The organism is Caballeronia sp. LZ043, from assembly GCF_031451075.1.
In the GTDB taxonomy this organism is placed as follows: Bacteria; Pseudomonadota; Gammaproteobacteria; order Burkholderiales; family Burkholderiaceae; genus Caballeronia.
Window position 1 is genome coordinate 1,002,916 of sequence record NZ_JARUXT010000001.1, and the last position, 25,285, is coordinate 1,028,200.

23 protein-coding genes and 1 riboswitch are annotated in these 25,285 nt (G+C 64.6%); of the genes, 9 read left to right on the plus strand and 14 right to left on the minus strand.

Annotated elements, in window-relative coordinates:
- Positions 1 to 5 precede the first annotated feature (5 nt).
- The 3 genes from QCE64_RS04395 to QCE64_RS04405 all read right to left on the minus strand — a co-directional run bounded on the left by QCE64_RS04395 (position 6) and on the right by QCE64_RS04405 (position 3,424).
- Positions 6 to 1,397, minus strand: coding sequence for an MdtA/MuxA family multidrug efflux RND transporter periplasmic adaptor subunit (locus QCE64_RS04395; protein WP_309914894.1), 1,392 nt, complete (start codon positions 1,395 to 1,397; stop codon positions 6 to 8).
- A 381-nt stretch (positions 1,398 to 1,778) separates the two neighbouring features.
- Complete coding sequence (locus QCE64_RS04400) at positions 1,779 to 2,612, minus strand: IclR family transcriptional regulator (RefSeq protein ID WP_309914896.1); 834 nt, start codon at positions 2,610 to 2,612, stop codon at positions 1,779 to 1,781.
- A gap of 512 nt (positions 2,613 to 3,124) precedes the next feature.
- Positions 3,125 to 3,424 (minus strand): hypothetical protein, encoded by a 300-nt coding sequence (locus QCE64_RS04405; RefSeq protein ID WP_309914898.1) that lies wholly within the window; start codon positions 3,422 to 3,424, stop codon positions 3,125 to 3,127.
- A 404-nt stretch (positions 3,425 to 3,828) separates the two neighbouring features.
- Between QCE64_RS04405 and QCE64_RS04410 the strand changes: the two genes are divergently transcribed.
- Positions 3,829 to 4,305: a hypothetical protein gene (locus tag QCE64_RS04410; protein ID WP_309914900.1), complete on the plus strand. Its 477-nt coding sequence runs from the start codon at positions 3,829 to 3,831 to the stop codon at positions 4,303 to 4,305.
- A 144-nt stretch (positions 4,306 to 4,449) separates the two neighbouring features.
- A complete protein-coding gene (locus tag QCE64_RS04415; protein ID WP_310002812.1) occupies positions 4,450 to 7,158 on the plus strand; it encodes a mechanosensitive ion channel family protein in 2,709 nt (902 codons plus the stop codon).
- Between the two features lie 30 nt (positions 7,159 to 7,188).
- Here QCE64_RS04415 and QCE64_RS04420 read toward each other — a convergent pair whose 3' ends face one another.
- Complete coding sequence (locus QCE64_RS04420) at positions 7,189 to 7,812, minus strand: cysteine dioxygenase (protein ID WP_404987293.1); 624 nt, start codon at positions 7,810 to 7,812, stop codon at positions 7,189 to 7,191.
- A gap of 92 nt (positions 7,813 to 7,904) precedes the next feature.
- Here QCE64_RS04420 and QCE64_RS04425 point away from each other — a divergent pair, with 92 nt between their 5' ends.
- Entirely contained in the window at positions 7,905 to 8,375 is a 471-nt protein-coding gene (locus tag QCE64_RS04425) for an Lrp/AsnC family transcriptional regulator (protein ID WP_310002814.1), read from the plus strand.
- 117 nt (positions 8,376 to 8,492) lie between these two features.
- Positions 8,493 to 8,699 carry a hypothetical protein gene (locus QCE64_RS04430; RefSeq protein WP_310002815.1) on the plus strand — a complete coding sequence of 69 codons (207 nt, stop codon included), beginning with the start codon at positions 8,493 to 8,495 and terminating at the stop codon, positions 8,697 to 8,699.
- Between the two features lie 30 nt (positions 8,700 to 8,729).
- Here QCE64_RS04430 and QCE64_RS04435 read toward each other — a convergent pair whose 3' ends face one another.
- Positions 8,730 to 11,270, minus strand: coding sequence for an FUSC family membrane protein (locus QCE64_RS04435; protein ID WP_310002817.1), 2,541 nt, complete (start codon positions 11,268 to 11,270; stop codon positions 8,730 to 8,732).
- A gap of 962 nt (positions 11,271 to 12,232) precedes the next feature.
- On the opposite strand from QCE64_RS04435, the gene arfB reads away from it, so the two are divergent.
- On the plus strand, positions 12,233 to 12,646 hold the full coding sequence (gene arfB / locus QCE64_RS04440) for an alternative ribosome rescue aminoacyl-tRNA hydrolase ArfB (protein ID WP_404987294.1): 414 nt from the start codon (positions 12,233 to 12,235) through the stop codon (positions 12,644 to 12,646).
- Positions 12,647 to 12,672: 26 nt separating this feature from the next.
- Here arfB and QCE64_RS04445 read toward each other — a convergent pair whose 3' ends face one another.
- From QCE64_RS04445 to thiC, 7 genes are all read right to left on the minus strand, one after another.
- Positions 12,673 to 13,200: a hypothetical protein gene (locus QCE64_RS04445; RefSeq protein ID WP_309807869.1), complete on the minus strand. Its 528-nt coding sequence runs from the start codon at positions 13,198 to 13,200 to the stop codon at positions 12,673 to 12,675.
- A gap of 85 nt (positions 13,201 to 13,285) precedes the next feature.
- Positions 13,286 to 14,233, minus strand: coding sequence for a DMT family transporter (locus tag QCE64_RS04450; protein WP_309914912.1), 948 nt, complete (start codon positions 14,231 to 14,233; stop codon positions 13,286 to 13,288).
- A gap of 119 nt (positions 14,234 to 14,352) precedes the next feature.
- Positions 14,353 to 15,954: an L-lactate permease gene (locus QCE64_RS04455; RefSeq protein ID WP_310002821.1), complete on the minus strand. Its 1,602-nt coding sequence runs from the start codon at positions 15,952 to 15,954 to the stop codon at positions 14,353 to 14,355.
- Positions 15,955 to 16,211: 257 nt separating this feature from the next.
- Entirely contained in the window at positions 16,212 to 16,337 is a 126-nt protein-coding gene (locus tag QCE64_RS04460) for a hypothetical protein (RefSeq protein ID WP_310002823.1), read from the minus strand.
- A gap of 259 nt (positions 16,338 to 16,596) precedes the next feature.
- Positions 16,597 to 17,112: a hypothetical protein gene (locus QCE64_RS04465; protein WP_310002826.1), complete on the minus strand. Its 516-nt coding sequence runs from the start codon at positions 17,110 to 17,112 to the stop codon at positions 16,597 to 16,599.
- 206 nt (positions 17,113 to 17,318) lie between these two features.
- A complete protein-coding gene (locus QCE64_RS04470) occupies positions 17,319 to 17,531 on the minus strand; it encodes a glycine zipper 2TM domain-containing protein (RefSeq protein ID WP_309914925.1) in 213 nt (70 codons plus the stop codon).
- Positions 17,532 to 17,765: 234 nt separating this feature from the next.
- Positions 17,766 to 19,697, minus strand: a complete 1,932-nt coding sequence (gene thiC / locus QCE64_RS04475; RefSeq protein ID WP_309914928.1) for a phosphomethylpyrimidine synthase ThiC — start codon at positions 19,695 to 19,697, stop codon at positions 17,766 to 17,768.
- Between the two features lie 179 nt (positions 19,698 to 19,876).
- Positions 19,877 to 20,018, minus strand: a riboswitch (TPP riboswitch).
- A 262-nt stretch (positions 20,019 to 20,280) separates the two neighbouring features.
- On the opposite strand from thiC, the gene QCE64_RS04480 reads away from it, so the two are divergent.
- Both QCE64_RS04480 and QCE64_RS04485 read left to right on the plus strand, forming a co-directional pair.
- Complete coding sequence (locus QCE64_RS04480) at positions 20,281 to 21,222, plus strand: EamA family transporter (RefSeq protein ID WP_309914931.1); 942 nt, start codon at positions 20,281 to 20,283, stop codon at positions 21,220 to 21,222.
- Between the two features lie 342 nt (positions 21,223 to 21,564).
- Positions 21,565 to 22,347, plus strand: coding sequence for a DUF4397 domain-containing protein (locus QCE64_RS04485; RefSeq protein WP_309807879.1), 783 nt, complete (start codon positions 21,565 to 21,567; stop codon positions 22,345 to 22,347).
- A gap of 323 nt (positions 22,348 to 22,670) precedes the next feature.
- Here QCE64_RS04485 and QCE64_RS04490 read toward each other — a convergent pair whose 3' ends face one another.
- Positions 22,671 to 22,805 carry an entericidin A/B family lipoprotein gene (locus tag QCE64_RS04490; protein ID WP_309831493.1) on the minus strand — a complete coding sequence of 45 codons (135 nt, stop codon included), beginning with the start codon at positions 22,803 to 22,805 and terminating at the stop codon, positions 22,671 to 22,673.
- A 236-nt stretch (positions 22,806 to 23,041) separates the two neighbouring features.
- Positions 23,042 to 24,577, minus strand: a complete 1,536-nt coding sequence (locus QCE64_RS04495) for a sensor histidine kinase (protein ID WP_310002828.1) — start codon at positions 24,575 to 24,577, stop codon at positions 23,042 to 23,044.
- Between the two features lie 147 nt (positions 24,578 to 24,724).
- Between QCE64_RS04495 and QCE64_RS04500 the strand changes: the two genes are divergently transcribed.
- Entirely contained in the window at positions 24,725 to 24,901 is a 177-nt protein-coding gene (locus QCE64_RS04500; protein WP_309807883.1) for a DUF1328 domain-containing protein, read from the plus strand.
- A gap of 62 nt (positions 24,902 to 24,963) precedes the next feature.
- Entirely contained in the window at positions 24,964 to 25,125 is a 162-nt protein-coding gene (locus QCE64_RS04505) for a DUF1328 family protein (RefSeq protein WP_309914936.1), read from the plus strand.
- Positions 25,126 to 25,285 lie beyond the last annotated feature (160 nt).

Here is a 25,285-nt window from a genome sequence, read left to right on the forward strand (position 1 = left end):
CGGGGTTACTGCTGCGATTGCGTCTGCTGACGCCGATGCCCGCCGTGATGCGCGCCGGAAGCGCCAGAAGCGCCCGAAGCGGCAGAGGCGCCTGAAGCACCCGACGCACCCGAGGCACCTGAAGCACCCGAAGCCGCGTTCGCCTTCTCGGCCGGGATGGTGATCTTTGCGCCTTCCTTGAGGCGGTCGGAACCGTCGATCACCACGCGCTCGCCCACTTGCAAGCCGGATTTGATGCTGGTGCGCTCGCCGTCCACCGGGCCGGCCTTCACGTTGCGCACGGTCACGGTGTTGTCCGGCTTGACGACATACACGAACGCGCCCGACGAGCCGTTCAACACCGCCGGCGTCGGCACGATGGTCGCGTTCTTGATGACATCGACGAGCAGCTTCGTGTTCACGAACTGATTCGGAAACAGCATGCCGCCCTTGTTGTCGAAGGTCGCGCGCAGCTTGACCGTGCCCGTGGTGGTGTCGATCTGGTTGTCCACCGTCTCCAGATAGCCGGATTCGAGCGCCGTGGTGTTGGCGCGGTCATAGGCCGTGACCGACATCTTCGTGCCCGCGTGCAGCGGCTTCAGGATGGCGGCGAGGTTGTCCTCGGACGTGGTGAAGATCACGCTGATCGGCTGCAGCTGCGTGATGACGACCACGCCGTTGGTGTCGCCGGTCGTCACGTAGTTGCCCGGATCGACCTGGCGCAGGCCCACGCGCCCCGACACCGGCGCCGTGATGCGCGCATAGGTCAGGTCGAGCTTGTAGGTATCGACGTTGGCCTGGTCGGACTTGACCGCGCCTTCGTATTGCTTCACGAGCGACGCCTGCGTATCCACCTGCTGCTTCGCGATGGAGTCCTGCGACAGCAGCGTCTGGTAACGCTGCAGGTCGAGGCGCGCGGTCTGCAGCAGCGCTTCGTCGCGCGCGAGCTGGCCTTGCGCGTTGCGCAGCGAGATCTCATACGGACGCGGGTCGATCTGCGCGAGCAGGTCGCCCTTCTTGACCATCTGCCCTTCCTGGAACGCGACATTCATCAGCGTGCCGTTCAGCTGCGTCTTCACCGTGACGTTGGCGAGCGGCGTGACGGTGCCCAGCGAGTCGATGACCACGGGCATCTCGCCTTGCGTGACGCTTGCGACATGTACCGGCTGCGGCTGGTTCGTCGCGTTCGCGGCGCCGCGCCGGCCGCCTTGCCGCGCTTCATGCTGGGCGCCCGGGGCGCTCGTGCCATTGCGGTTCCACGGATGCCACCAGGCCAGCGCGCCCGCGACGATCAGCACCGCGATGATCAGCGGCACGACTCTGCGACGGCGGGTGGTGGCATAAGGGTGAGCAGCCGGCGAAGCGGGCGAGGGAGGCGTCGGGCGCGGTTGCCCTGAAGGATTCTTGTGGTCGTCCATCTGTTCGGTGGCTGGGTCTTTCGATTCTGTCTTGCGAGGACGCGGATGAGGAATCAATCACGGTTCGGAGGCGCGCGGTGCGCGGCACGCGAATCGCCGGGCAGCGCAGGCTCCGGCGCATGACGGGACCGACGGGCGCGTCGGGGCAGCTACCCGCGAGCAAAGCCGTCGACCTTAGCAAGCTGCAAGCCCGGCGGGGCGCCGACACGCGCGAAGCATGATGCTACGTCCCGCGTCCGGACCCGTCCACCGGTCATTCTTTCGGCTGATTACGACTGTTACACGGGCGGGTTGGCAAGCTTTCGACGGCTTTCCACGAGCGTGCAACAGGCGCAGGCTTCCGGACACGGCGGGCCGCGTAGTTTAACCGGCCCGCGTGACTCAACCGGCGGCGTGGACGGCGGGCGCCGGATGCGTGCCGCCGATCTCGCGCACGATGTGCTCGACGCATTCGAGCAGCGCGGGCGCGACGGTGTCGATCAGTTTTTCGCGCGGGCATTGATAGGCAGCGCCGCCGCAATTGACCGCGTAGCGTTCCTCGGACGGACCCACGAAGCCCGCCGCGACCGCGTTCAGCCCGTCGTGCCACTCACCGACCGACATGGCAAAGCCGCGCTGCAGCGCGTCGTCGAGGCCGCGTTGCAGACTGCTGGCAATGGACGGCCATTCGTCGCCCGAGGCGGTCTGCAGGCTGCCGATAAGCGCGCGCCGGTCGGTTTCGGCCAGCGCCGCGAGGTAGGCGCGCCCGACGGACGTCCGGGTGAGATCCATCCGGCCGCCGACTTCGAGCCGCGAAACCAGGACGGCGGAGCGCGGACGGATGGCGTCGATGACGACCATTTCCAGACGGTCACGCACAGCGAGATGCACCGAAAGTCCGGTTCGCTCGGCAAGCTGTATCAGAAAGGGCCGCGCGCGAGCACGAATATCGAAATTGCGTAAGAATCCGTTGCTGAGCTCCAGCACGGAGGCGGTCAGGACGAAGCGTTCGCTGTCCGGAAGCCGGTACAGCAGGCCGGCGCCGACCAGCGTTGCGGTGATGCGCGAGACGGTCGGCTTCGGAATGCCCGTCCAGTCGGTCAGTTCTCGGTTGCTGACGGGCGCGTCGGCGGCGGCGATGCGGCGCAATACGTCGAGGCCTCGCGCGAGCGCGGTGACTTCCTCGCCGTCTTTCTCTCGGGTTCTCTCTTTACCCGTGGACCGGTCATTTTGCATGTAAGCCTGTTTTTTATGAAACGTTGTTCCGAAGGTCGGGGGCGCGACATTCTACCGGGACAAATCTCAAAGCTTGCAAGCGATGCAAGTCATGACGATAAGCTGCATCAGCGATGAACTTTTTGGTACACCATGCTTTTTTCGGTAATAAAGTTGGGCAGTTGCCCGGAGTCAGAAATTTTGCTTGACTTGGGCAACGTTCCCATAAAAAATGGAATTGAATTTCGAAACTTGATAGCGACGTGCGCTTTTGCGCTTTCCGTTCTCAGACTTCGGGATACCGTCTCTCAGGTTCTAGCACGGCCCTCGGAATGGCTAGAACTTTTAAGGCGCTGCGGAAACGCAGCGCCTTTTTTTTTGTCCGCCGAGGTCTGATGCTTTGACCCGAATATACCTGCAAAGCAGCCCGGCGAGGGGAATGAAATGCCTCCTTTCATGCGTGCGGCGCCGTCCGGAACGCAAGCCTGGCTGACGTCAGGCGGACAACGGGTCCACTGGACCGCCGCAAGCTTTCAGCTTCGATGGTTGAAGACGCGGCGCTGTTTCAGGATACGTCGGCCACGAAGCAGCCAATAAATGCTCGCGAGCGTCAGGAGCACGGCGACGCACATGACGAACAACGGCGAGATGCGTTCGGGCGCTGGCGGGCTGGTAGCCACGAACAACGCCGTGAAGAGTGCGACGGCGGCCTGAAAGAAGGAGCGGGCGGCCACGCTGCGGCGCAGGCGGGGCGTAGTGAAGCGCGAAACCGGCGGGCGGGCGAACGGTTCGAACAGCATCATCCCTGCGGTGAGGGCGATGGCGATACTCATGAAAAACATGGTGGGAGACTTTCGTGAAGGGCGGGACGCGAGGAAATATATGCGAACCGCATAGCCTGCCAAAACTAGAAGTCTCCTAAATGTAGAAGAATTACTCTATCTGAAACGGTTTGCCTGATTTTTTCGAGAAATTGACTTACGGATGCTTCTCTGCGGATCTCGGCGACGGCCAGGGTTTTCCTTTGATGCAAGGTTGAGTGAAGCCGCTGGCGCAAGGATGTTTGCCGGCGTCGGGCAAGGCGCGTTCGACGAAATCTGGACGGGACCAGCGTATGATGTGCGCCAGTTTTGATCCGGATTCCTCCCTTGCATCGGGCGGGCAAATACGGGGTTCTCAGCGTCGCGCGCCGCCGCGCACGCATTGCGACAAACGACAGACGACGGAAGGCAACACCATGCAGATGACTCCCTTGACCCGCATCGCGGTCGCGCTCGGAGCGCTCGCCTTGCTCGCGGCCTGCGAGAAGCACGACGCCACGGCCGGCCAGGCGGTCGGCGCATTCAATAATCTGGCGAGCCAGACGGGCCAGAAATTCGATCAGGCGGCGAGTTATGTCGGCCAGAAGGTCGATGCGGCGAAACAGTCGGCACAGCAGAATTTCGACAACGCCGGTTCGATGCCCGATATCTCCGCGAGCGGCGTCGCGGCCTCGGCGCGCGCCAACTTCGACAACGCGGCCAGCGCCACCCAGGCCGCGATCAACAACGCGGCGAGCGCGACCGGCGCGGGCCTGCAATCGGCGGGACGCAAATTGCAAGACTGGTCGACGCGTCCGGACGGCGCGCAGGCGGGCAGCCAGACGGGCGTCCAGGCATCCGGCGCGACGGCCAGTTCGGACCCGGGCAATGCGCGCGCCGAAATGGACAAATGACGCTTTCCCCCACGGAAAGCGGCTCCGTTCAAACGATCTGTCGAATCGGCATGCAACCGATGGCTAACATTCGGTTACGTCCGCATCGGACGGCCGGCAGTTCGCAGCCGCTAAACTGGCGGTCTTTTGAAAACCGGTATCGTCATGAAGTCATGCAAACGCGCGCGTGACGGCGCGTGGGCGTTCGTCGCGATCTTCTGGCTGGCAACCTGCGCGCGCGTGCGGCGAGCGTCGCCAGCACCGCTGTTCGCTGTCCTGCAGTTCGCTGTCCTGCTGTCCGTCGTTTCCTTCGCGCATGCCGCACCCGCCCTCACGCTGCCTTCCTTCGAAGAGCTGATCAAGCCCGCGGCGCCTGCATCGGCGCCGGATGGGGCACCGAACGCAGTGGCGCCCACGGCGTCCGACGCCGACATGGTGCGCTCGCTCGACACGCTCATCGCCACGCTCGACAGCGACCGGCAACGCACCGCACTGGTCGCGCAACTCAAGCGCCTGCGCGACGCGAAGCGCGCGGCGCTGGCCGGCGTCTCCGCGCCAGGCGCCGGGGCTGCACCGGCCGGCGCTGAAACAGCGGACGTCAGCCCCGCCCCCGGCAGCAGCGCCGATGCCGCGAGCGGCGCCAGCGATGCGTCAACGGCGGCAGTCGCGCCGGCATCGTCGAATTCGTCGGCGGCGTCGGTCGTCGCGAAGATGGCGCAAAACGCCGGGCTGCTCGGCGCGAGTGCCTCGGCGGTGACCAACATCGAAGCCGACGTCAGGCGCGGCAAGACGCCGCTCGCCTACTGGATCGGCCGCTTCAACGCGGCCGGCAACGAACTCTTCACGATCGTCACGAGCCAGAGCCGCGAGACCTTCGGCCGCACGCTCTTCAATTACTTCGCGACGCTAGCCGGCTGGGGCGTCTGCGCGTTCGTGCTGGTCTATTTTCAGCGCCGCGTGCAGGCGCGCTACGGCATCGACATGGGGCTGCATTCGAATCCGACGACGGGCGAACTGCTGCGCTTCACGTTGCGCCGCGTCGCGCCGTATCTGTTCGCATTCCTCGCGGCACTGAGCTTCACCCATTACATGCCGCTGTCGCTCGGCCGCACGCTGGCCATGGTGACCGCCTATGCGATCGTCGCGGGCGCGGTGTTCTCGGCCATCTGCCTGATCATGTTCTCGCTGTTCGGTTCGGCGCACCGGCGCGTGGCGGTCAACCTGCTGATCGTGCGCGCGCGCCGGCTGTTGTTCGTCATCGGCACGCTCGGCGCGCTCGGCGATGCCGCCGCGAACTACGACGTCGCCCAGCAGCTCGGCACCAATCTCTCGGCGCTCATCTCGACCTTCGCGAACATGGGCGCGGCCGGCCTGACTGCTTATTTCGCGCTGGCCTTCCAGCGGCCCGTCGCGCATCTGATCCGCAGCCGCAGCTACGAGCAGCGCAACACGCGCAAGGCCGCGACCGAAACCTTCGAGGTGGTCGCGTCGCTGTGGCAACTGCCGCTGTTGCTGCTGGCGTCGGCGTCGGTGGTGGCCACGCTGATGGGCATCGGCACGTCCGAGAACGTGTTGCAGATGGCGATCGCGACCGCCGGCCTGCTGGTCGTCGGCTTCTTCCTGTCGGCGATCGTCGTGCGCGTCACGCGTCCGAAGTCGCGCAAGCCGCGCCGGCAATCGGCGTATGTGCGCAGGCTCGTGAAGTTCGTCGGCACGATGATCGTGGTCGGCGTGTGGCTCGTGTTCCTCGAACTGTCGTCGCGCTTCTGGGGCTTCTCGCTCGCGCACATGGCCGAGGAGAGCGTGGCCGCGCGCGGCATCACGCATGCCGTCGCGATGATCGTGCTGACTTTCTTCGTCGTGTGGCTCGTGTGGATCCTGATCGACACGGGCATTCAGGAAGCGCTCAAGCCGGATTCGACGCGGCGCGGCGGACGCGGCCCGAGCATGCGCGCACGCACGATGCTGCCGCTCGTGCGCAACGTGGTGTTCGTGTTCCTGCTCACGGTGGCGGCCATCGTCACGGCGGCGAACCTCGGCTTGAACGTGACGCCGCTGCTGGCGGGCGCGGGGGTGATCGGCCTGGCGGTGGGCTTCGGCGCGCAGTCGCTGGTCGCCGACCTCATTACGGGTCTGTTCATCATCATCGAGGACACCATTTCAGTAGGCGATTCGATCGAAGTGGAGGGCGGTCATGCGGGCATCGTGGAAAGCCTGACGATCCGCACCGTGCGCCTGCGCGACGGCCAGGGCGCGGTCCATGCCATTCCGTTTTCGCAGATCAAGACGGTGAAGAACCTGTCGCGTGATTTCGCTTATGCGGTCTTCGAGGTGCGCGTGCCGTTCTCGGCCGATGTCGATGAAGTCACGCAGATGATCCGCGAAGTCGGGGCGGACCTGATGTCCGACTTCCGCTATCGGCTGGAGATGCTGGGTCCGGTGGAAGTGTGGGGACTCGACCGCTTCGATCCGAACTGGATGGTCGTGAAAGGCCAGATCAAGACGCGGCCGCTGCAGCAATGGAGTGTCGCGCGTGCGTTCAATCTGCGCATCAAGCGCAAGATGGACGAGGCCGGCATGGACATTCCGGTGCCGCAGATGCACGTGCAGATGACGCGCGACACGCTGTCCGGCGACGCGGCGGCGGCCGGGCACGAGCGCGCGCGGCGCATCTGGACTGGCGAGGCGCCGCCGGCGGAAGAACCCGAGGAGGCGATGGCGGGTCCGGAACCCGCGCGTCAGAGTCAGATGAAGAGCGAATCCGCAGCGCTGCGCGACATTTCGCACGATCCGCAGGCAGCGCCGCCGCCGACGGATCAATCGGTACAGATTCCGCCGCAGATTCCCACGGCATCCGAACCAGGGAAGGGCTGAGCGGCGTGCGTCCGCGGCTCTTTGAAGGCCTCAGGCGGCAAGCAGATCATTGACGTGCGTGGCGATCTCCGCGCCCGCGACGCCGTAGACGTGCAGCGAGATCGCGCGAGTGGCGGCATCGGCGGGATTGCCGAGTTGATGGATCGCGCCGCGCCCTGCTTCGACGCAGGACACCGCACCTGCCGGGCGCGCGTGACGGCGGACCGGCACCGCGCTTTGCGTATCCATGTCCCAGCGATACAGCGTTTCTTCCAGCGTGCCTTCGATGACCGCATAGCCGCACCATGTCAGATGGCCGTGCACCGGGCTGGCTTGCCCCGGCGCCCAGACCAGCGCGGCGATCGCGTAACGATTGAGCGGATCGGCGGCGAGCAGGTGGCGGCAGTAGCGCTGTGCGTCGGCGGCGCGTTGTTCGGGACGCAGCAGGTCGGGTGAGGCGATCGCGCGCCGCAGCGCCGCGCGCACGCGTTCTCCGAAGGCAGGGCGCGGGCTGGTCGAAGAGGCAGCGAAGGCGGCATCGAGTTCCTGGCACAGGGCGGCGAGCGCATCGCCGGGCCGGGTTGGCATCGTTGCGAAAGGCCGCGCCGGGCGGCTGACGTGATCGGATTGCATGGTGTCGGAACCGTGATATTCGTTGAAAAAGGCACGGTTCATTTATACCGGCTTGCCTCCAGAATTGGTTTCCATATAATTCCGCTCGGACATCCAGAAAGAGAATAATTTCCTACCGGGGGTGCAGCATGGGAATGGACCTCATCGACCGCAAACTGCTCGAGCTGCTGCAGAACGACGTAACCATGCCCATCGCCGAGCTGGCGCAGCGCGTGAACCTGTCGCAGACGCCGTGCTGGAAGCGCGTACAGCGCCTCAAGGAAACCGGCGTGATCCGCGCGCAAGTGGCGCTGTGCGATCCGAAGAAGCTGGGCGTGGGCACGACGGTGTTCGTCGCGGTCCGCACGAACCAGCACACGCAGACCTGGGCGGAAGATTTCACCCGTGCGGTGCGCGACATTCCGGAGGTCGTCGAGGTCTACCGGATGAGCGGCGAAACCGACTATCTGTTGCGCGTCGTGGTGTCCGACATCGGCGATTACGATCGCGTCTACAAGACCCTGATTCGCGCGGTGCCGCTTTACGACGTCAGTTCGAGCTTCGCGATGGAGCAGATCAAGTATTCGACGGCGCTGCCGGTGCGGCCCACCGCCGAGTTTCCCTGACGTTCCTGAAGAAAGGCGCCGGCACGGCCCGTGCGGCATCTTTCCGCAATCCAGTTGAAAACCATCGCGGGTACCATGTCGGGTCTTTCCGAACCCGCGTCACGAAGCACATTGCCCATGAACGACGATCCCCGCCGCCCCGCCGGCAAACCCAGAAAGAATCCGACGCGCGCCATTAGCGTGTTCATCGTGGTGGTGGTGCTGATCGTCATCGGCACGGTGTTGTTCAATGCGATCCGCGAGAAGCGCGAGTTCGACCAGCAGAACACCCCCGCCGCGAGCGACGTGCGTCCCGCACTGCCGTCGACGGGCGCATCGCAATAGCCGATGCCGCGGCGCGCCCGCTAGCGGGCGTTACACCGGCAAGCGGATCTGCGTCGCGTCCTTGCTGATCAGCGCCGACGCGCTCAGCATCTGCTTGCATTGATGCGCCAGCAGCTTGAGGTCGTGGAGCGCGTCGGGCGGCAGCGCCTGCGCGCGTTCGGCCTGGTTGACCATCGCGTCGAGTTCGCGGCGCAGTTCCTTCAGCGCATCGCTCTGCGCCGGTGCCGCGTCCGGTTGAGGCGCGGCCGGCAGTTCGTCCTGCGCGTCGGCCAGATGCTCGCGAACCATGCCGAAGGTGCGCTGCACCGGCTCGAAGCGCTGACCGTCCTGGCCCGAGCTTTCGTTGAGCGATTGCAATAGCGGCGCGGCCGCCGTGATCTGCGACGCGAGCACGTGGCTCTGCACCAGCAGGTCGTTCAACTCCGCCACGTAACGCTGCTGCGCCTTCGGTTCGAGCATCATGCGCTGGAAGGCCTGTGCCAGATTGGCGAAGGCGATGTGCACGTTCTTGCGCGCCAGCCGATAGCGGAAATCCCGGTCCAGTGCGGTGGCGGCGACCGTCGCGGCGGCGGACGCGCCCTTGCTGGCCGTCGCCGCCGTGCTCTCGCCGATGCTCACCGCCGCCAGCTTCTGCGCCGTTGCGTTGGCGGCCTTCACGGCCGAGTCCGCGACGACTTCGGGATCGAGCGGCGGCGTGGCGGCGACGGGCTCGTTCGCTGCTTCGGCGGTGGCGGGCGCGGCGACGGGCTCATCCGGGGATGACGCTGCGACGCCTGCGTTGGCGTCGGCGAACACGGCGGGATTGACTGCCGTCTCCGGCGCGGCGGCGCGCGCCTTGTCCGGCTGCGCGGATGCCTTGGCCTTCCACCACCAGCTCGCTTCCAGATAGTTGCGCGTGGCGGACAGGAGATCCTTCACGAGCTTGCCCATCAGCCGGTATTCCCAGTAGGGGAACAGATGGCTGGCCGTGATGGCGATGGCGCAGCCCACCACCGTATCGATCGCGCGCTCGCCGATCAACCTCAGGCTGCCGGGCGCGAGCAGATGGAACATCAACAGCACGTACGACGACGTGAACACGACGCTCGCCGCATAGTTGAACAGCAGCAGGCTGTAGCTCATCACCATCGACGCGAACATCACGATGAGCAGGATATGCGGCTCCTTGACGAACAGGATGAGCGCGATGGTCACGCCGCAGCCGATGGCCGTGCCGATGATCCGCTGCGTGTTGCGCTGTTTCGTCAGCGAGTAGCCGGGCTTCAGGATGATGACGGTGGTCATCACGATCCAGTAGGCGTTGGTGAGCGGCAGCAGCCGGCCGAGCCAGAAGCCCGCGCCGACGGCGATCGTCACGCGCAGCGCGTGTCTGAAGCTCGGCGACGACATCGTCAGGTTCGAGAAGATCTGCATGAACGGCACGCGCCGGCTGGATATGAAGCGTGACAGCGCGTGATCGATCTGGACTTCGGTTTCGGTGGGGCTGGCGTCGTCGCGGGTGCGGCGGCGCATCTTGTCGATGAGGCGCGTCGCGCTCCACAGGCGGCGGAACACGGCCGCCGCGGCCGCGTAGGCTTCCGGATTCTTCTCGGGCAGGCCGTTCTTGCGCATCAGTTCCAGTTCGTATTCGATCGCGCGCAGTTCCGCCTTCATGCTGATCTGCCGGCCGGCGGCATTGTTCTGCAGCACGGCGAGGCCGATTTCCTCGAGATCGGCGGCAGCCTTGCGCATCAGATCGCGATAGAAGATCAGCACGTCCGACCCTGCGAAGGTCTTGCGCACCAGCGGATAGTCGGTATGCGCGCCGACGAAGAACTCGTGCAGGTCCACCACGTTGATGAACAGGTTGAAGAGCCGGGCGCGGCGCGCGTCGAGCCGGCCGCTCTTCAGCTTGGGCAGGTTGCGCAGCACGATGTCGCGGGCGGCTTCCTGCCGCTCGACTGCGGCGATCTGCTTTTCGATCAGCTTGCGATAACACTCGTCGAGATCGGCGTCGCCGTCGTAGAAATCGGCGCGTGCGAGCAGGTATTCGGCGCAGCTGAAGATGCTCTCGGCGAGCGCCTGCTGCTCGATGCGATAGACCAGCAGCCGGCTCACGAGCGTGGCCCAGTAGGTGTACCAGAGACCGCCGAGCAGGATCCAGGAAGAATTGATGAGCGCCTGCAGCGGCGTGAAATGCTCTTCGAGCGTGACGACCATCATGAACAAAGTCGCGAAGCTGATCTGCGGCCAGCGGTTGCCGTAGACGACGATCAGCGAGAGTACGAAGGTCAGCGGCACGATGGTGAGCCAGAGCGTCAGGGGATGCGCGGTGGCGATGCCGGTGGCAAGCGAGGAGAGGAAGCCGATGAAGGTGCAGGCGAGCATCTCGTTGTGCTTGTGCCTGAGCGGGCCGGGCATGTCGACGACGCATGCGCCGAGGGCGCCGGTGGCGATTGTGAAGCCGAGTTCGCGGTTATGGAAGACGATGAGCATCAGGACCGCGGGCAGCGATACGCCGAGCGCGATGCGCAGGCCGCCGAAGAAGTACTGGCTGTAGATGAACTTCCTGATTTCGAACGAATAGCGCATCGAGTTTCTGGGTTTGACGGCTCGGCGGGGCGGGGTTCGACGGAGTCGGGTGAGTCTAACCCATGCGGGGTGGGTGGGGAGGCAGGTTCCATACCTGGGGGTTGTCGCTCTGGGTCTTCGCTTGGGTTTGCTTTGTGTTTGCCTGTGCTTCTATGGACTTCCTGTGATCGCGTCGGTCTATTGGCACTGCCCCTCCCCGGGGCGGGGGTAACTTTCTTTGCTGCTGCAAAGAAAGTCACCAAAGAAAGCAGCTTTCTTACCGCCCAAGGTCCACCAGCAGCACGACACAGAAATGCCTCACTGGCCCGGCACTAGCGAGTGCCCTCATAGGCCACACCGGGCTTGGATCGCGGACCCACTGTGACATCACACCATTGAACGAACTGGTGCAGCACCTGAGAGTTCCGGCCCAGCGCTACGCGCTGCCGGAGGGTATGCAAGGGAAACCAGTGGGAGGCAAGAGCAATGAGATGGATCCGTTAGCACGGAAGCACGGGCGGACCCGATTGACCGGTCGGCGGCGCGTAGCGCTGCGCCGGAGCTTTGAGGGGCTGTACCAGTTCGTTTGAGAGCGCGGCTGCACAGTGGGTCCGCGATCCACGCCGGGTGTGGCTTATGAGGGCACTCTCTACTGCAGTGCCAGAAACGTGGTTCTGTGTCGTGCCGCTAAATGACGCTGGGTGAGAAGAAAAGCTGCTTTCTTTGGTGACTTTCTTTGCAGCGGCAAAGAAAGTTACCCCCGCCCCGGGGAGGGGCAGTGCTAATAAACCTACGCGAACACAGGAAGTCCATAGAAGCGCAGGCGAACCCAAACCCAAACCAAAACCCCGAACGCGAAGACCCAGAGCGACAACCCCCGCTTTGCTATGCTGGCACTGACCAGCAAATCAACCGAACCATCGCGCCGCAGGCATGAACCGCACCGACCCCCGCAAAAAACCCCGCCCGACAGGAGCGGACCAATGCCGATGACCGGAAGCCTAACCGTCCCGCCGAGCGAAGTAGAACTCACCGCCGTGCGTGCCCAGGGCGCGGGCGGCCAGAACGTCAACAAGGTATCGAGCGCGATTCACCTCCGCTTCGACATCCGCGCATCATCCCTGCCCGAACACATCAAGACGCGACTCCTCGCACTCTCCGACAGCCGCATCACGCGTGAAGGCGTCATCATCATCAAGTCGCAGGAACATCGCACGCAGGACATGAATCGCGCGGCCGCGCTCGCCCGTCTCGACGAACTCATCGACAGCGTCAGCGTCACGCGCCGCACACGCATCGCCACGAAGCCGACGCGCGGGTCGCAGCTGCGGCGCGTCGAAGGCAAGGTGAAGCGCGGCGCGATCAAGGCGGGCCGTGGCCCCGTGCGCGGCGAATAAGGCCGCCGAGACGGCCCAGGCACATTTCAGCCCCGCCGCAACCCAGGCGGCTGCCCAACACGCGGACCCAGAAAATAACGCTTCATCGTGTCGCCGCCCAGCACCCGGGCAAGCTCGGCAAAGACACAGTAATTGCCGATCATCAGCACGAGCAGGATTTGCACCGCCCAGAACTGCGGCCAGTTGATCTGCCCGATCAATTCATGATGCGCGGCGCCCAGACTGTGCGTCTCCTTCCAGAACTCGAACAGACGTTCGAGGTAATGCAGCAGCCCCGCGACGACCGTATAGATGAGCGTCTTCCACGCGGCATTCCAGATCAAGGGCCGCTCCGGATAGCGATTGATGAACGGCAGCATGTTGGCCAGCAAGACCGCCTTGCCGAGAATCAGCGACGCGACGATGACCGAGAACGAGGTCGGCAGCGAGATGCCGGTGCCCCTCACCATCAGCGCGCGGACGAGGATCACCACATGCAGCAGCACGAAGAAAAAGACGGTGGGCGGCACCATCTTGAGCATCTCGTGCTTGATACCGGCAAACGACATTCCCATGGCGGCGGCTCCGGGCGCAAGGCGCGAAAGATGACGCGGCTTCGCACGACCCTCGGCGAGCCGCGCGGCACAGGAAAAGTCTAGTTCACCGCGCGAGCTTGCGTCGGCGCAACGGCAGGCGTCCGAGCGCGCCAGTGGCGAGCGCGGTGCCCGCGAGCACGATCCCGCAGCCGGCAATCATCGCGAGCGAGACGGGTTCGCCGAGAAACCATGCGCCCCACAGGATGCCGAAGAGCGGAATCACGAAGGTCACCGTCATCGCACGCGCAGGACCGGCAACGGCGACCAGATGAAAGTAGATGAAGTAGGCGATACCCGTGCAGCCGATGCCCAGCGCCAGCACCGCGCCCCATGCCTGTCCGGATACCGGCGCCGCGGGCCACGTGAGACACGCGAGCGGCGCCAGCGTGAGGGTTGCGCCGAGCATGCTGCCGGCGGCGTTGGTGAGGGCATCGACGTCCAACAGATAACGCTTGGCGAAGTTGCCCGCCACGCCGTAAAGCGCAGCCGCCGCCAGCGCCGCGGCCGCTGCGAGCAAGCCCTGCACCGGCACGACGGAAGCGCCGCCCACGCCCGCAGCGTCCGGCGCGGAAGCGGGCGCAATCTGGTTCCACACGAGCACCAGCACGCCCGCGAAACCGATCGCCATGCCGATGGTGCGCACGGTCGTCAGGCGGTCCCTGAGCCACACATACGCCACCAGGGCGCCCCATAAAGGCGTGGTCGCGTTGATGACGGAAGTCGCGCCGGCCGAGAGCGTCAGCTCGGCATAGGCGAACAGGCAGAACGGCGCGGCGGAATTGAGAATGCCGACGACCAGCAACGGCAGCCAGCAGCGGCGCAGCGTCGCAAGCGTGGCGTCGAGTGGACGTCGCGCGAGCAGCATCGCCACGAGAAACAGCGCGCCGATGCCGACGCGCAGCGCCATCAGCGGCGCGACGCCGAACTCGACGACCCCCACGCGGATAAAGAGAAACGATGCGCCCCACAGGGCGGCGAGCACGATCAGTTGCAACACATTGGCGAGGGACATGGCGGGACGGACGTCGGGATTGCAACGAAAGTCCGCGCATGCTAACACCGGCTCGTACCCATCCGGTCATCCGCCGGAAGAGAGCGCAAGAACCGGTAGAAGCCGCCCCCGCCGCGTCGTCAATGCAGCGGAATCATCCACGTCAGCACGTTCTGCTGCAGCCATACGAGCACGCCCAGCAGCACCGTGAGCAGGATCGAATGCCAGAAGGTGCGCGCGAACACGAGACCCTCGCGTCCCTTGAGTTCCGTCGTGGCGACGCCCGTCGCAATGTTCTGCGGCGAGATCATCTTGCCCATCACGCCGCCCGACGAATTGGTCGCCGCCATCAGCACCGGATTGAGATTCAGCTGGTTCGCCGCCACCACCTGCAGGTTGCCGAACAGCGCGTTGCCCGAGGTATCGCTGCCCGACAGGAACACCGCTACCCAGCCGAGGAACGCCGAGACCAGCGGAAAGAACGCGCCCACCGACGCCACGCCCAGTCCGAGCGTGTAGTTCATCCCGGAGTAGTTCATCAGGTAAGCCAGTCCGACGATGGTCGCTACCGTGAGGATCGCGATGCGCGTCTGCACCCACGTATCGCCGATCGCCGCGGTGAAGTCGCGCGTGGGCAGCTTCACCAGCAGCGCGGTGATGATCGCCGCGACGAGGATCGCCGTGCCGGTCGCGAGCGGCTGGAAGTCCCAGATGGCGCCGTAGGGCTGGTTGTACAGCGTGATGAACACGGCCTTGTCGAGACCCGGCCAGGGGATCTTGATGTCGCCGATCAGGAAGATCTTGAGCACCGTCCACACGATCACCACCACCGACACGACGATCCACGGCACCCAGCCATGACCGCCCGAGAGCGTCGCGCGCGTGTCGGACAGGCGGTCGACGTTGACGGCGAAGCGCTCGTCCGCGACCGGCTTCCACACGCGCAGGAACGCGATCGTCAGGATCAGCGAGACGAGCGAGGACAGCACGTCGGTCAGCGCATAGCTGATGAAGTTGGAGGTCACGAACTGCGTCAGCGCGAAGCTGCCGCCCGAGACGAGCAGCACCGGCCAGATGCGCAGCATGTTGCGAAACCCCGCATACACGCTGATCACATAGAACGGCAGCAACAGCGCGAACAGCGGCAACTGGCGGCCGACCATTTTTGCGAGGGCGTCGGTGGGCAGGTGCGTGACCGCGCCGAGCACCGTGATCGGCACGCCCAGCGCGCCGAAGGCGACCGGCGCGGTGTTGAAGATCAGCGTGAAGGTGAGGGCTTCGAGCGTCGGGAAGCCGAGCAGGATCAGCAGCGAACTGGTGATGGCGATCGGCGTGCCGAAACCGGAAATGCCTTCGAGCAGCGCGCCGAACGAGAAGCCGATCACGACAAGGACGATGCGCCGGTCGTTCGGCAGGTTATCGACCATCCACAGGCGGAAGGCTTCGAAGCGTCCCGAGCGCTGCGCGATGTTGTACAGCAGGATGGCGGCGAACACGATCCACATGACCGGCCAGAGCGCGAAGACGGCGCCTGCCGCGACCGAATCGAGCGCCAGTTCCACCGGGAAATGCCAGCCCGCGACCGCGATGATCAGCCCGAGCACGAGACCCGCGAGCGAGGCCTGCCAGGCCGGGCGGCGCGCCCAGCCGAGCAGGACGAGCACGAGCAAGATGGGCAGCGCGGCGACGATGAACGATGCGAACAGCGAATGAGCGATCGGTGTGAGGATCTGATGGAACATCGCGTCTCCTTGCGGACATGAGCAGGAGCGGCGAGTTGGCTCGCCGCCGTGCGCGTCCCATCAATGCGAAAGCTGCGGGCGTCCGCGCTGCGGGCGTATTGACGCCTTAAGCGGGCGCATAACGCGCACACTAAGAATAGGGCGCGATCCGTTTGCGTCAAGGCGTGAATGCCCGCGCATTGCGGCGCGGCGGGCATCTGCGTGCCCTGACGCGCGCGTCGGCCGACGGATTAACCCGCGCCGATAACGCCGGGCGCTCAACCCTCGGCGACGTTGGGCACGATTTCGTCTCGTCGCGCGACGGGTGTCTGCCGGAACACCCAGATGGTCAGCAGGCCGAGCGAGGCGAGCATCCAAAGCAGGAAAAATACGAAGGCCATCATGTCCGACTCCCCGAGAACCGATGTTTTCGCAACGTTGATCCGCGTTGCGCGACGGCAAATGAGGGACACGACTAGCCAATTTCGTGCCAAAGGTCTGGCGATATCCGCCAAGTCTCTGACGGAAAAGGAAAGTGCTCCAGCGCACGCAGGCCGTCGGCGCGCTGGAGTGCATCAGTTGGCCGGAAAATGTTGCAGGTTTGTTACTGGCAGGCCGAGTCGGCGCGGCGAGTCGCACGTCGCCGCGTGAGCGCGTTGGAATTCAGTGGCCATGTCCGCCGCCGCCACCGTGCCAACCGCCGCCGCCTTGCCACCCGTGGCCGTATCCACCGCCGCCGTGCCAGCCGCCGCCGCCGTGCCACCCATGGCCGTAGTAGCCGCCGCCACGCCAGCCGCGGCCCCAGCAGCAACCACCGCCGCCCCAGTAGCCGAAGCTGAATGAAACCGGCGCATAGCCGTAATACGCCGGGTAGCCGCCATAGGCGGGGTAATAGGGGTAGCCGGCGTACGGGTAGGGATAGGTCTGGTAGTAGTTCGAGTAGTTCGGATCGGGGGCGCCGATCGCGTATTCATACTGCGGTGGCAAGGTCGCTGAAGACGCAGTGGCTACCGTTGCGCCGGACGCCGGAACGGTGAACTCGCGCTGCGTGTAGGCGGTGCTGACAACTGGGTAAGGCGGATAGGCTGGGTAACCGTAGTAGCACCCGCCGAGAAGCGTTGCGGTGGCCGTAGCCGCGATGACGGCCGACCTTCGGAGAACGAGACGAGCGAATTCCATGATGCTGCTCCTGACGGTGTGTAACGCCCGGTGTAGATCGATGATGAAGCGTTGCTGCCGGGCGGGTCCGTCATGAAGCAGCTTACTCGAACGGCGGCGCTGCGGTCGGCCGACGGTCGGAAGGGGAGATGACCGGGTGGCCGTTTGTGTCAGTTCTGAAACGTGGCGGCGAAACGACTGCGTTTCGCCGTACCGGGCAGGCCGGATTACTTCCCGACCTGATTGCCGATGATGCCGCCGACGGCCGCGCCGCCGAGCGTCGAAAGTCCGCTGCCGCCGATGGCGGCGCCGCCCGCTGCCCCGACGCCTGCGCCGATCGCGGTATCCCGTTGACGCGTGCTCATGTCGCCGCAGGCTGTCAGGCCCCCGAGAAGCGCCACGACCGTTGCAGCGACGCCGATCTGTTTGATGTTTTTCATGTCGACTCTCCGAATACGATGTTGAGCGAAGCGGCGGCGGGGCGGCTTCCAGGCATCCGCAGGAGCCGCGACTGTCCCGACCGCTTCGTCGCTTGACCAGCAGGAAAAGTGCCTGATTCGTCTGGAGAGGCTCAAGCCTTATGGAACAAGGCCGGCGCCGGATGCGCCAGCAAAAAAGGCCCGACGCACACGAAGCGCGTCAGGCCGTTGATCGCTACTGAAAACGGTCCGGCATCAGGTCGGCTGATAGATCTCCGAACCCTTCTTAACGAATTCGATCGCCTTGGTTTCCATGCCTTTCGCCAGCGCATCCTGTTCGCTGAGGCCCTGTTTCGCCGCGAAATCGCGCACGTCCTGCGTGATCTTCATCGAGCAGAAATGCGGGCCGCACATCGAGCAGAAGTGCGCGACCTTGGCCGAATCCTTCGGCAGGGTTTCATCGTGGAATTCGCGCGCCTTGTCCGGGTCCAGGCCCAGATTGAACTGGTCTTCCCAGCGGAACTCGAAACGCGCCTTCGACAGGGCGTTGTCGCGCACCTGCGCGCCCGGATGCCCCTTGGCCAGATCGGCCGCGTGCGCCGCGAGCTTGTAGGTGATGATGCCTTCCTTGACGTCGTCCTTGTTCGGCAGGCCCAAGTGCTCCTTCGGCGTGACATAGCACAGCATCGCCGTGCCGAACCAGCCGATCATCGCCGCGCCGATGCCCGACGTGATGTGGTCGTAGCCCGGCGCGATGTCGGTCGTCAGCGGCCCGAGCGTGTAGAACGGCGCCTCGTCACACCATTGCAGCTGGAGATCCATGTTCTCCTTGATGAGCTGCATCGGCACGTGGCCCGGACCTTCGATCATCACCTGCACGTCGTGCTTCCACGCCACCTGCGTGAGCTCGCCGAGCGTCTTCAGTTCGCCGAGCTGGGCTTCGTCGTTGGCGTCGTAGATCGAGCCGGGACGCAGGCCGTCGCCGAGCGAGAACGAGACGTCGTACTGCTTCATGATTTCGCAGATGTCTTCGAAGTGCTCGTAGATGAAGCTCTCGCGATGATGCGCGAGACACCATTTCGCCATGATCGAGCCGCCGCGCGACACGATGCCCGTCATCCGGTTGGCGGTCAGCGGCACGTATTGCAGGCGCACGCCGGCGTGGATCGTGAAATAGTCGACGCCCTGTTCCGCCTGCTCGATGAGCGTGTCGCGGAAGATTTCCCAGGTCAGGTCCTCGGCCTTGCCGTTGACCTTTTCGAGCGCCTGGTAGATGGGCACCGTGCCGATCGGTACCGGCGAATTGCGAATGATCCACTCGCGCGTTTCGTGAATGTGCTTGCCGGTGGAAAGGTCCATCACCGTGTCGCCGCCCCAGCGGATCGCCCAGGTCATCTTGTCGACTTCTTCGCCGATCGACGACGTCACCGCCGAATTGCCGATGTTCGCGTTGATCTTCACGAGGAAGTTGCGGCCGATGATCATCGGCTCGCTTTCCGGGTGATTGATGTTCGCCGGGATGATGGCGCGCCCGCGGGCCACTTCGTCGCGCACGAACTCGGGCGTGATCGCCTTCAGCGCGTCCTTGCCGAACGCCGCTGCACCGAAGGCCTGGCCCGGATGCTGGCGGCCCATCATGGCGGCGAGCTTCTCGCCGTTCGGGCCGCTCTGCTTCAGGCTTTCGAGGTATTCGGCGCGCCGCTGGTTTTCGCGGATCGCGATGTATTCCATCTCCGGCGTGATGATGCCGGCGCGCGCGTAGTGCATCTGCGATACGTTCTTGCCGGCGAGCGCGCGGCGCGGCTTGCGATGCAGGCCGGGGAAACGCAGTTCGGCGGTCTTGTCATCGGCGGCGCGCTCGCGGCCGAAGTCGCTGGAGAGGCCGGCGAGTTCTTCGGTGTCGCCGCGCTGTTCGATCCATGCGCCGCGCAGCGCGGGCAATCCCGAACGGATGTCGATCTTCGCTTCCGGGTCCGTGTAGGGGCCGGACGTGTCGTACACGTAGACGGGCGGATTCTTCTCGCCGCCGAAGCCGTCGGGGGTGTCGGACTGGGTGATTTCGCGCATCGGCACGCGGATGTCGGGCGTCGAACCGGTGACGTAGACCTTGCGCGAGTTCGGCAGCGGCGCGATGGCGGCGGCGTCGACGACGGCGTTTTCGGACAGGAACTTGGGATTGGCATTCATGTGCTGTTTCTCCTTGCGACAGAAGTGAGCGCGTGGGCGCTTGCTTCCGTCCCATGCGAAGCAATAGGGACGATATTTTTCAGCACGAGCGATGACGCCGCCCGAACTGACTCAGGAGCTAAACAGGAGGAACGAGATGGAAAGGTACGGGCTCGGAAGAGGTGGCCGGATGCGGCAGGCCATGGAGCCCGAACGCTTCCCTGCGCTGGCATTATCCAGATCAGGTTCAAAGGGTATTTCTCACCCACGCCGCACGAAGCGGTTCGGTCATGTCAGGCCGGCCAAACCGCGATGCGCAACGCAGGACCCCCGCGTTAGCAGCCGTGACATTACACCGCGGCGTGGCGTCTTGGCAACCATCGGCGAAATCCTTCGAATGGGCAGGGCGCTTACTGCATAATGGCGGGCGCCGCAAATTCCGGGTTTTCCCGGAGCGCTTGCGGCTCATCGTGCGACCCTTCCCGCGTACTCCGTTTATCCCGCATTTCCTCGTTCTGCCATGCCGTTGAGTCTGGTTTTTGCTGCTGCGCTTTCGCCGGTTTTTGTCTCATCGATCCGGCGCGCAGCCGTCGCGGAGTAATGCATGTCCGCGCTTCCGCCGCCGCGCCTGCCATTCAGTTTTCCCGATCGTTTTCCGTTTCGTGCGCCGCGTTCCTTCAAGGGGCAGGTAGCGCTCGCGCTGGCCGTCGTCTACCTCGTCTGGGGCTCGACGTATCTCGGCATTCATCTCGCGCTCGAATCGTTTCCGCCGCTCTTGCTCGGCGGCCTGCGCAACCTGTGCGCGGGCATCGGGCTGTTCGCGCTCGCGGTGCATCGCAAGGCCGTGTGGCCGAGCGCGCGCGAAGTACGCAATGCGGCGCTTGTCGGCACCTTGCTTGAAGGGCTGTCGAGCGGAATGATGGCCTACGGCATGGGCACCGTCGGCACCGGCACTGCCGCCGTGATGGTCGCCACCGTGCCGCTCTTCGCGACCATCTTCACCGCGCTGTCGGGCCGGGGCGTCGCGCGCGGCGAATGGTTCGCGGTGGCGCTCGGCTTGATCGGCATCGTGTTGCTGAACCACGGCGATCCGTCGCCCAGTTCGACGGTCGGCACGCTCGCCATCCTGTGCGCCGCGATCTTCTGGGCAGGCGGCGCGCATCTGGCGGGCCGCCTGCCGCAGCCGTCCGATCTGCTGATGTCCACGGCGCTGCAGATCGGACTGGGCGGGCTTATTGCGACGGGCATCGCATTCGCCGCCGGTGAGCGGCTGACGCATGTCAGCCTCGGCGCGGGCGTGTCGTTCCTGTACCTGATGCTGATCGGTTCGATGGCCGCATATGTCGCGTACAACTTTCTGATCCGCCATACCAGCACGATCGTCGCAACGAGTTGCCTGTACGTGAATCCGGTGGTCGCCGTGCTGCTCGGCGCGGTGCTGCTGGGCGAGATCGTCACGCGCTGGACCGTCATTGCGACGGTCGTGATCCTGCTGTCGGTCGGGCTGTCTTTCTGGTTCGATCATCGCCGGCGCGGGCTGCTCTGAGCGCTTACTTTTTGTAAAAACCTCCACTTCGCGATGTTCTGCGCATGGCAGCGGCAGCTGCACGTCCGTTTCTCGCCTGCTCTCCCGAACAATTCCTCTAACAAATTCCAAAGCCTTGCTGCGCAAGGCTTTGCGGCACCCGCGCGGCGGGCGCGCACCGGCGCGGGGCATGGGCATTGCTCAGTGCAGGCACCGGAATGCGTGGCCTGAATTGCGCCGCCGAAACCGGCAAGGAAGGAAAACAGAAGGTCGGTCCGCGAGCGGGAAGGGGTAGACATCTGGACGTTCGCGCGTACCGGTCCGCGTAACGAGGTGGTCGAATACAACAAGGAAGGTGGAAACATGAAGCTCATCCGCACCGCAGCCGCGCTCGCCGCCGTTGCCTCCGTGCTGTCCGCTTGCGGCGGCAGTTCGGACGATCTGGGCAAGGAGATCGGCGTCACGCAGCCCCAGGTCCATTTCGTTCACGCGCTCCCTGGCGGGCCGAACGTCGACTTCTACGACAACGGCAAGATCCTCCAGTCGAACCTGGCTTATCCGACGGCGACCAATTTCGCCAACATCGACACGGGCCAGCACAACTTCTCGTACGCGGCCATCAACACGACGACGCAGCTCGCCACCGACACCAGCATCAACAACGCGGCGAAGGGTCACGAATACACGGTGATCGCGCTGCCGGACGCGGGCTTCCTGCCGTCGATCGCGGTGATCGACGATCCCTTCGACAAGGGTCTGCTTTCGGGCAGCGCGCGGGTGCGGGCCTTCAACGCATCGACGAACGCGCCAAACCTGGACCTGTATCTGATCGCGCCGGGCGCGAGCATCGCGAACGTGAGCCCGACGATGGCCGGCGTGTCCTACAAGAACGCCGTGCCCGCGACGAAGCAGGATTCGATCTACGTGTCGGGCGGCACGTATCAGCTGATCGCGACGCTGCCGGGTTCGAAGACGCCGGTCTATACGTCGGCTTCGTTCGATCTGGTCAACAACGCGGACTGGCTGATCACGACGCTTCCTTCGGGCAATGCGGCTTCGCAGCTCATTCCGGAGAAGATCCGTTTGCTGGTGGCGCAGGGCGGGAATACGCAGCAGCCGGTGCGGGAGTTGCCGGATACGCAGTAAGCCAGACGGTGGTTCGGAGGGAGGAGAACCGGTCGCTTGCGGCCGGTTTTTTATTTGGAGATTGGGGCTGATGACGCGGACTTGGAATCCGCGCGCCACCGGCGAATCGACTTAGACCCGCAAATCTGCTCAATCGTCAAAAAGTATCTGCTCAAAACCGAAGTATCTGCTCAAACTTCGAAAAATCTGTTCACGCGACATCGAAGTTCTGCCCAAAAAAAATCCCGCCACGCAAAGCGGCGGGAAGACAGGGAACACGATCAACGCTATGAAACCTGCTGACGCAGGCGCCGCACTCCGGTGGCGCTCCGCGCGTCTTGCGCTTACTTGTGTTCTTCGGCGGAATTGCTGATGGCCTGGCCGCCCTTGGAGATGTCCTGGCCGGCGCCCGAAACCGTGTTGCAACCTGCGAGCATCGCCGTGCCGGCGAGCAGAAAAAGTGCGATAAGTCGAGTCATGTGTATTCCCCTTGAAGTTGAAATGCGTGACAGGAATCGCAATCGCGCATCGTGTCGGGTGGAAAGGCGCCTGTCTGACCGGTAGCAAAGTCAAAATTTCATGAGGCAGGTGCACCCAGCAATTTCAGCGCCCGACCCGCCGGTAGAAACAATCATAAAAAAGGCGCAGCAGACCGGCTGTAGGCAGAGCCGGGATTATCGTGTAGTCCCGCTCCGCATTTGGCGTGGGAATCGTCCTACGCCAGCGGTGTCATGTCGATGGCCTGATCCACCGCTCCCGCACTCCGTTCACGCGGCATCGACACGCTGATGATCGTGCCGCGCGGACTCGCCCGCTCGATTTCGAAGCGCCCGCCGCGCGCCGACACGCGCTGACGCATGCCTACCAGCCCGTGGGTCTGCGTGCGCTTCAGGTCCTGCGGCCGGATGCCGATGCCGTCGTCGCGTATCGTGAGCGACACCGTCTCCTCATCGAGCGCAAGCGCCACGCGGATGCCGCTCGCATGCGCGTATTTCGCCGCATTGGTGAGGCTTTCCTGCGCGACGCGGAACAGCGCAATCTCGACCGCTTCCCCGAGCTTCACGTCTTCCCCGGGCAGCGCGAGTTCGAGGCTCCAGCCGTTGCGTTGCGCGGCTTCGTCGGCGAGCGAGCGCAGGGCGGTCACGAGCCCGAAGTTGGTCAGCACGGTCGGCCGCATGTCCTCGATGATGCGACGCTTCAGCGCAATGCCCTGATCCAGATTGCCGAGTGCGCGCGTGAGCTTGTCGGCCATCGCGGGCTCGGCGTCCCTGAGCTTGCCTCGAACCCAGGCCACGTCCATCTTGCTGGCGGTGAGGATCGAGCCGAGTTCGTCGTGCAGTTCGCGCGCGAGCTCCGTCTTTTCGTTCTCGCTGACGGATTGCAGATGCCACGCCAGCGCTTCCAGCTGCCGCGTGCGCGCGAAGACCAGTTGATCGAGTTCTTCCTGCTGCGTAATGAGCGCTTTCTGCACGCGCGCCTGCTTGTCGAGCTGGATGCCGAGATTGCGGAACAGCAACAGGAACAACACGATGTTCAGCGCGCAAAGCGCCCCGACACACAGCGTGGAGATGCGCTGGTCGGCGCGGCTGGCATCGAGCGCGTGCTGCGCCCGTTGGTCCTCGTTGAGACGCAGCAGGGCCAGTGCGGCGTCGAGCGTCGCGCTCGTGTCGGGCGGCGGTAGCGCTTGCGTATTCGCGCGCCCCGTGTCCTTCGATGCATCGGCGAGCCGCGCGCTGCCTTGGGCGATTTCATCGACGGCGGCGGCGCGGACTTGCGCGAAGCTCGCGAGCGCGGTGTCGTCGCCGATGCGCCGGTAGTACGCGTCCAGCGAGGCGAGCGTGCGCTGCATACGGCTCGCGGTATCCCGGAAATGCGTCTGGAAGACGGCGGCCGGATCGAGGGCGAAGCCGCGTTCGTCGGCGACGAGCGTCGCGATGTCGGCGGCCAGCGTCGACAGTTGTGCCGTCGCGCCCTTGGCGTCGAGCGCCGTCTCATATTCGGCGGCAATCCGCATGCGTCCCGACTCGAGGATCACGAGGCCGCCTACCGTGATGACGATCGCCACCGTCATCGCCACGGCCCAGCTGTAGCGGCGCATCCATTCATTGACGCGCGCGGCGCGGCGCGCCAGTCCGGCGGGCGCCGGCCTGTCGGACGCGGCGGCTGCGTCGGATGCGTCCGACCGGGCGGTTGCAAGCGGCGCCTTGTCTTCCAGCAGTTCGGACGGCAGGGCGGGCGGGACTTGGCTCATGGCGTGATCAAAGGAATCGGGGCGAAAACAACAACGGTTGAAAGCGTATGTCGGTGGATTCCCACAGCAAAAAAGGAGCCAGCCCGAGTGCGCGCCCGCGGCGCCGCGACTAGCATGGTCCGGTCATCACTCATACGGGGAACGATCATGCTGAAGTGGGCCTTGTTTTTCGCGATCGTGGCCGTGATTGCCGGTTTGCTCGGTTTCACGGGCGTCGCTGCCGGCGCTGCCGCCATCGCCAAGTTCATATTCGTGTTGTTCCTGATTCTCTGCGTCGTGTTCCTGGTGCTGGGATTTGTAGTCACGAAAAAAGTCGTCGACTAGCGGGGCTTCTTTCCTGAGCCGCTGAACCCGGTCACGTTGAACCCGTTCATCGAGGAGGTCCCATGCTTCACTACGCAGCCGTCTTCTTCGTCATAGCGATCATCGCCGCCGTGTTCGGCTTCACGGGCATCGCGGCGGGTGCGGCGGAGATTGCCAAGATCCTGTTCTTCATTTTTCTGGTGGTGTTCGTCGTTACCTTGCTGCTCGGCGTCCTCCGGACCTGACGGTCCGCCCGACAGCCGTCCCGGACGGGGTTTTCGACCGTCGTCCGGTGGATCCGGGGGAGCGGGCATGCAGCATGCATCGGCGTATGTGTTTGGATAGCAGGGCGCTATGCGGTCTTTCATGAAGAAGGCCTTCCTGCTCCAGCCATCGACACCTCAA

Coding starts and splice junctions, on each gene's coding strand:
- QCE64_RS04395 (WP_309914894.1), bottom strand. CDS start 1,397: ATGGACGACCACAAGAATCCTTCAGGGCAACCGCGCCCGACGCCTCCC.
- QCE64_RS04400 (WP_309914896.1), bottom strand. CDS start 2,612: ATGCAAAATGACCGGTCCACGGGTAAAGAGAGAACCCGAGAGAAAGAC.
- QCE64_RS04405 (WP_309914898.1), bottom strand. CDS start 3,424: ATGAGTATCGCCATCGCCCTCACCGCAGGGATGATGCTGTTCGAACCG.
- QCE64_RS04410 (WP_309914900.1), top strand. CDS start 3,829: ATGCAGATGACTCCCTTGACCCGCATCGCGGTCGCGCTCGGAGCGCTC.
- QCE64_RS04415 (WP_310002812.1), top strand. CDS start 4,450: ATGAAGTCATGCAAACGCGCGCGTGACGGCGCGTGGGCGTTCGTCGCG.
- QCE64_RS04420 (WP_404987293.1), bottom strand. CDS start 7,812: ATGAACCGTGCCTTTTTCAACGAATATCACGGTTCCGACACCATGCAA.
- QCE64_RS04425 (WP_310002814.1), top strand. CDS start 7,905: ATGGACCTCATCGACCGCAAACTGCTCGAGCTGCTGCAGAACGACGTA.
- QCE64_RS04430 (WP_310002815.1), top strand. CDS start 8,493: ATGAACGACGATCCCCGCCGCCCCGCCGGCAAACCCAGAAAGAATCCG.
- QCE64_RS04435 (WP_310002817.1), bottom strand. CDS start 11,270: ATGCGCTATTCGTTCGAAATCAGGAAGTTCATCTACAGCCAGTACTTC.
- arfB (WP_404987294.1), top strand. CDS start 12,233: ATGCCGATGACCGGAAGCCTAACCGTCCCGCCGAGCGAAGTAGAACTC.
- QCE64_RS04445 (WP_309807869.1), bottom strand. CDS start 13,200: ATGGGAATGTCGTTTGCCGGTATCAAGCACGAGATGCTCAAGATGGTG.
- QCE64_RS04450 (WP_309914912.1), bottom strand. CDS start 14,233: ATGTCCCTCGCCAATGTGTTGCAACTGATCGTGCTCGCCGCCCTGTGG.
- QCE64_RS04455 (WP_310002821.1), bottom strand. CDS start 15,954: ATGTTCCATCAGATCCTCACACCGATCGCTCATTCGCTGTTCGCATCG.
- QCE64_RS04460 (WP_310002823.1), bottom strand. CDS start 16,337: ATGATGGCCTTCGTATTTTTCCTGCTTTGGATGCTCGCCTCGCTCGGC.
- QCE64_RS04465 (WP_310002826.1), bottom strand. CDS start 17,112: ATGGAATTCGCTCGTCTCGTTCTCCGAAGGTCGGCCGTCATCGCGGCT.
- QCE64_RS04470 (WP_309914925.1), bottom strand. CDS start 17,531: ATGAAAAACATCAAACAGATCGGCGTCGCTGCAACGGTCGTGGCGCTT.
- thiC (WP_309914928.1), bottom strand. CDS start 19,697: ATGAATGCCAATCCCAAGTTCCTGTCCGAAAACGCCGTCGTCGACGCC.
- QCE64_RS04480 (WP_309914931.1), top strand. CDS start 20,281: ATGTCCGCGCTTCCGCCGCCGCGCCTGCCATTCAGTTTTCCCGATCGT.
- QCE64_RS04485 (WP_309807879.1), top strand. CDS start 21,565: ATGAAGCTCATCCGCACCGCAGCCGCGCTCGCCGCCGTTGCCTCCGTG.
- QCE64_RS04490 (WP_309831493.1), bottom strand. CDS start 22,805: ATGACTCGACTTATCGCACTTTTTCTGCTCGCCGGCACGGCGATGCTC.
- QCE64_RS04495 (WP_310002828.1), bottom strand. CDS start 24,577: ATGAGCCAAGTCCCGCCCGCCCTGCCGTCCGAACTGCTGGAAGACAAG.
- QCE64_RS04500 (WP_309807883.1), top strand. CDS start 24,725: ATGCTGAAGTGGGCCTTGTTTTTCGCGATCGTGGCCGTGATTGCCGGT.
- QCE64_RS04505 (WP_309914936.1), top strand. CDS start 24,964: ATGCTTCACTACGCAGCCGTCTTCTTCGTCATAGCGATCATCGCCGCC.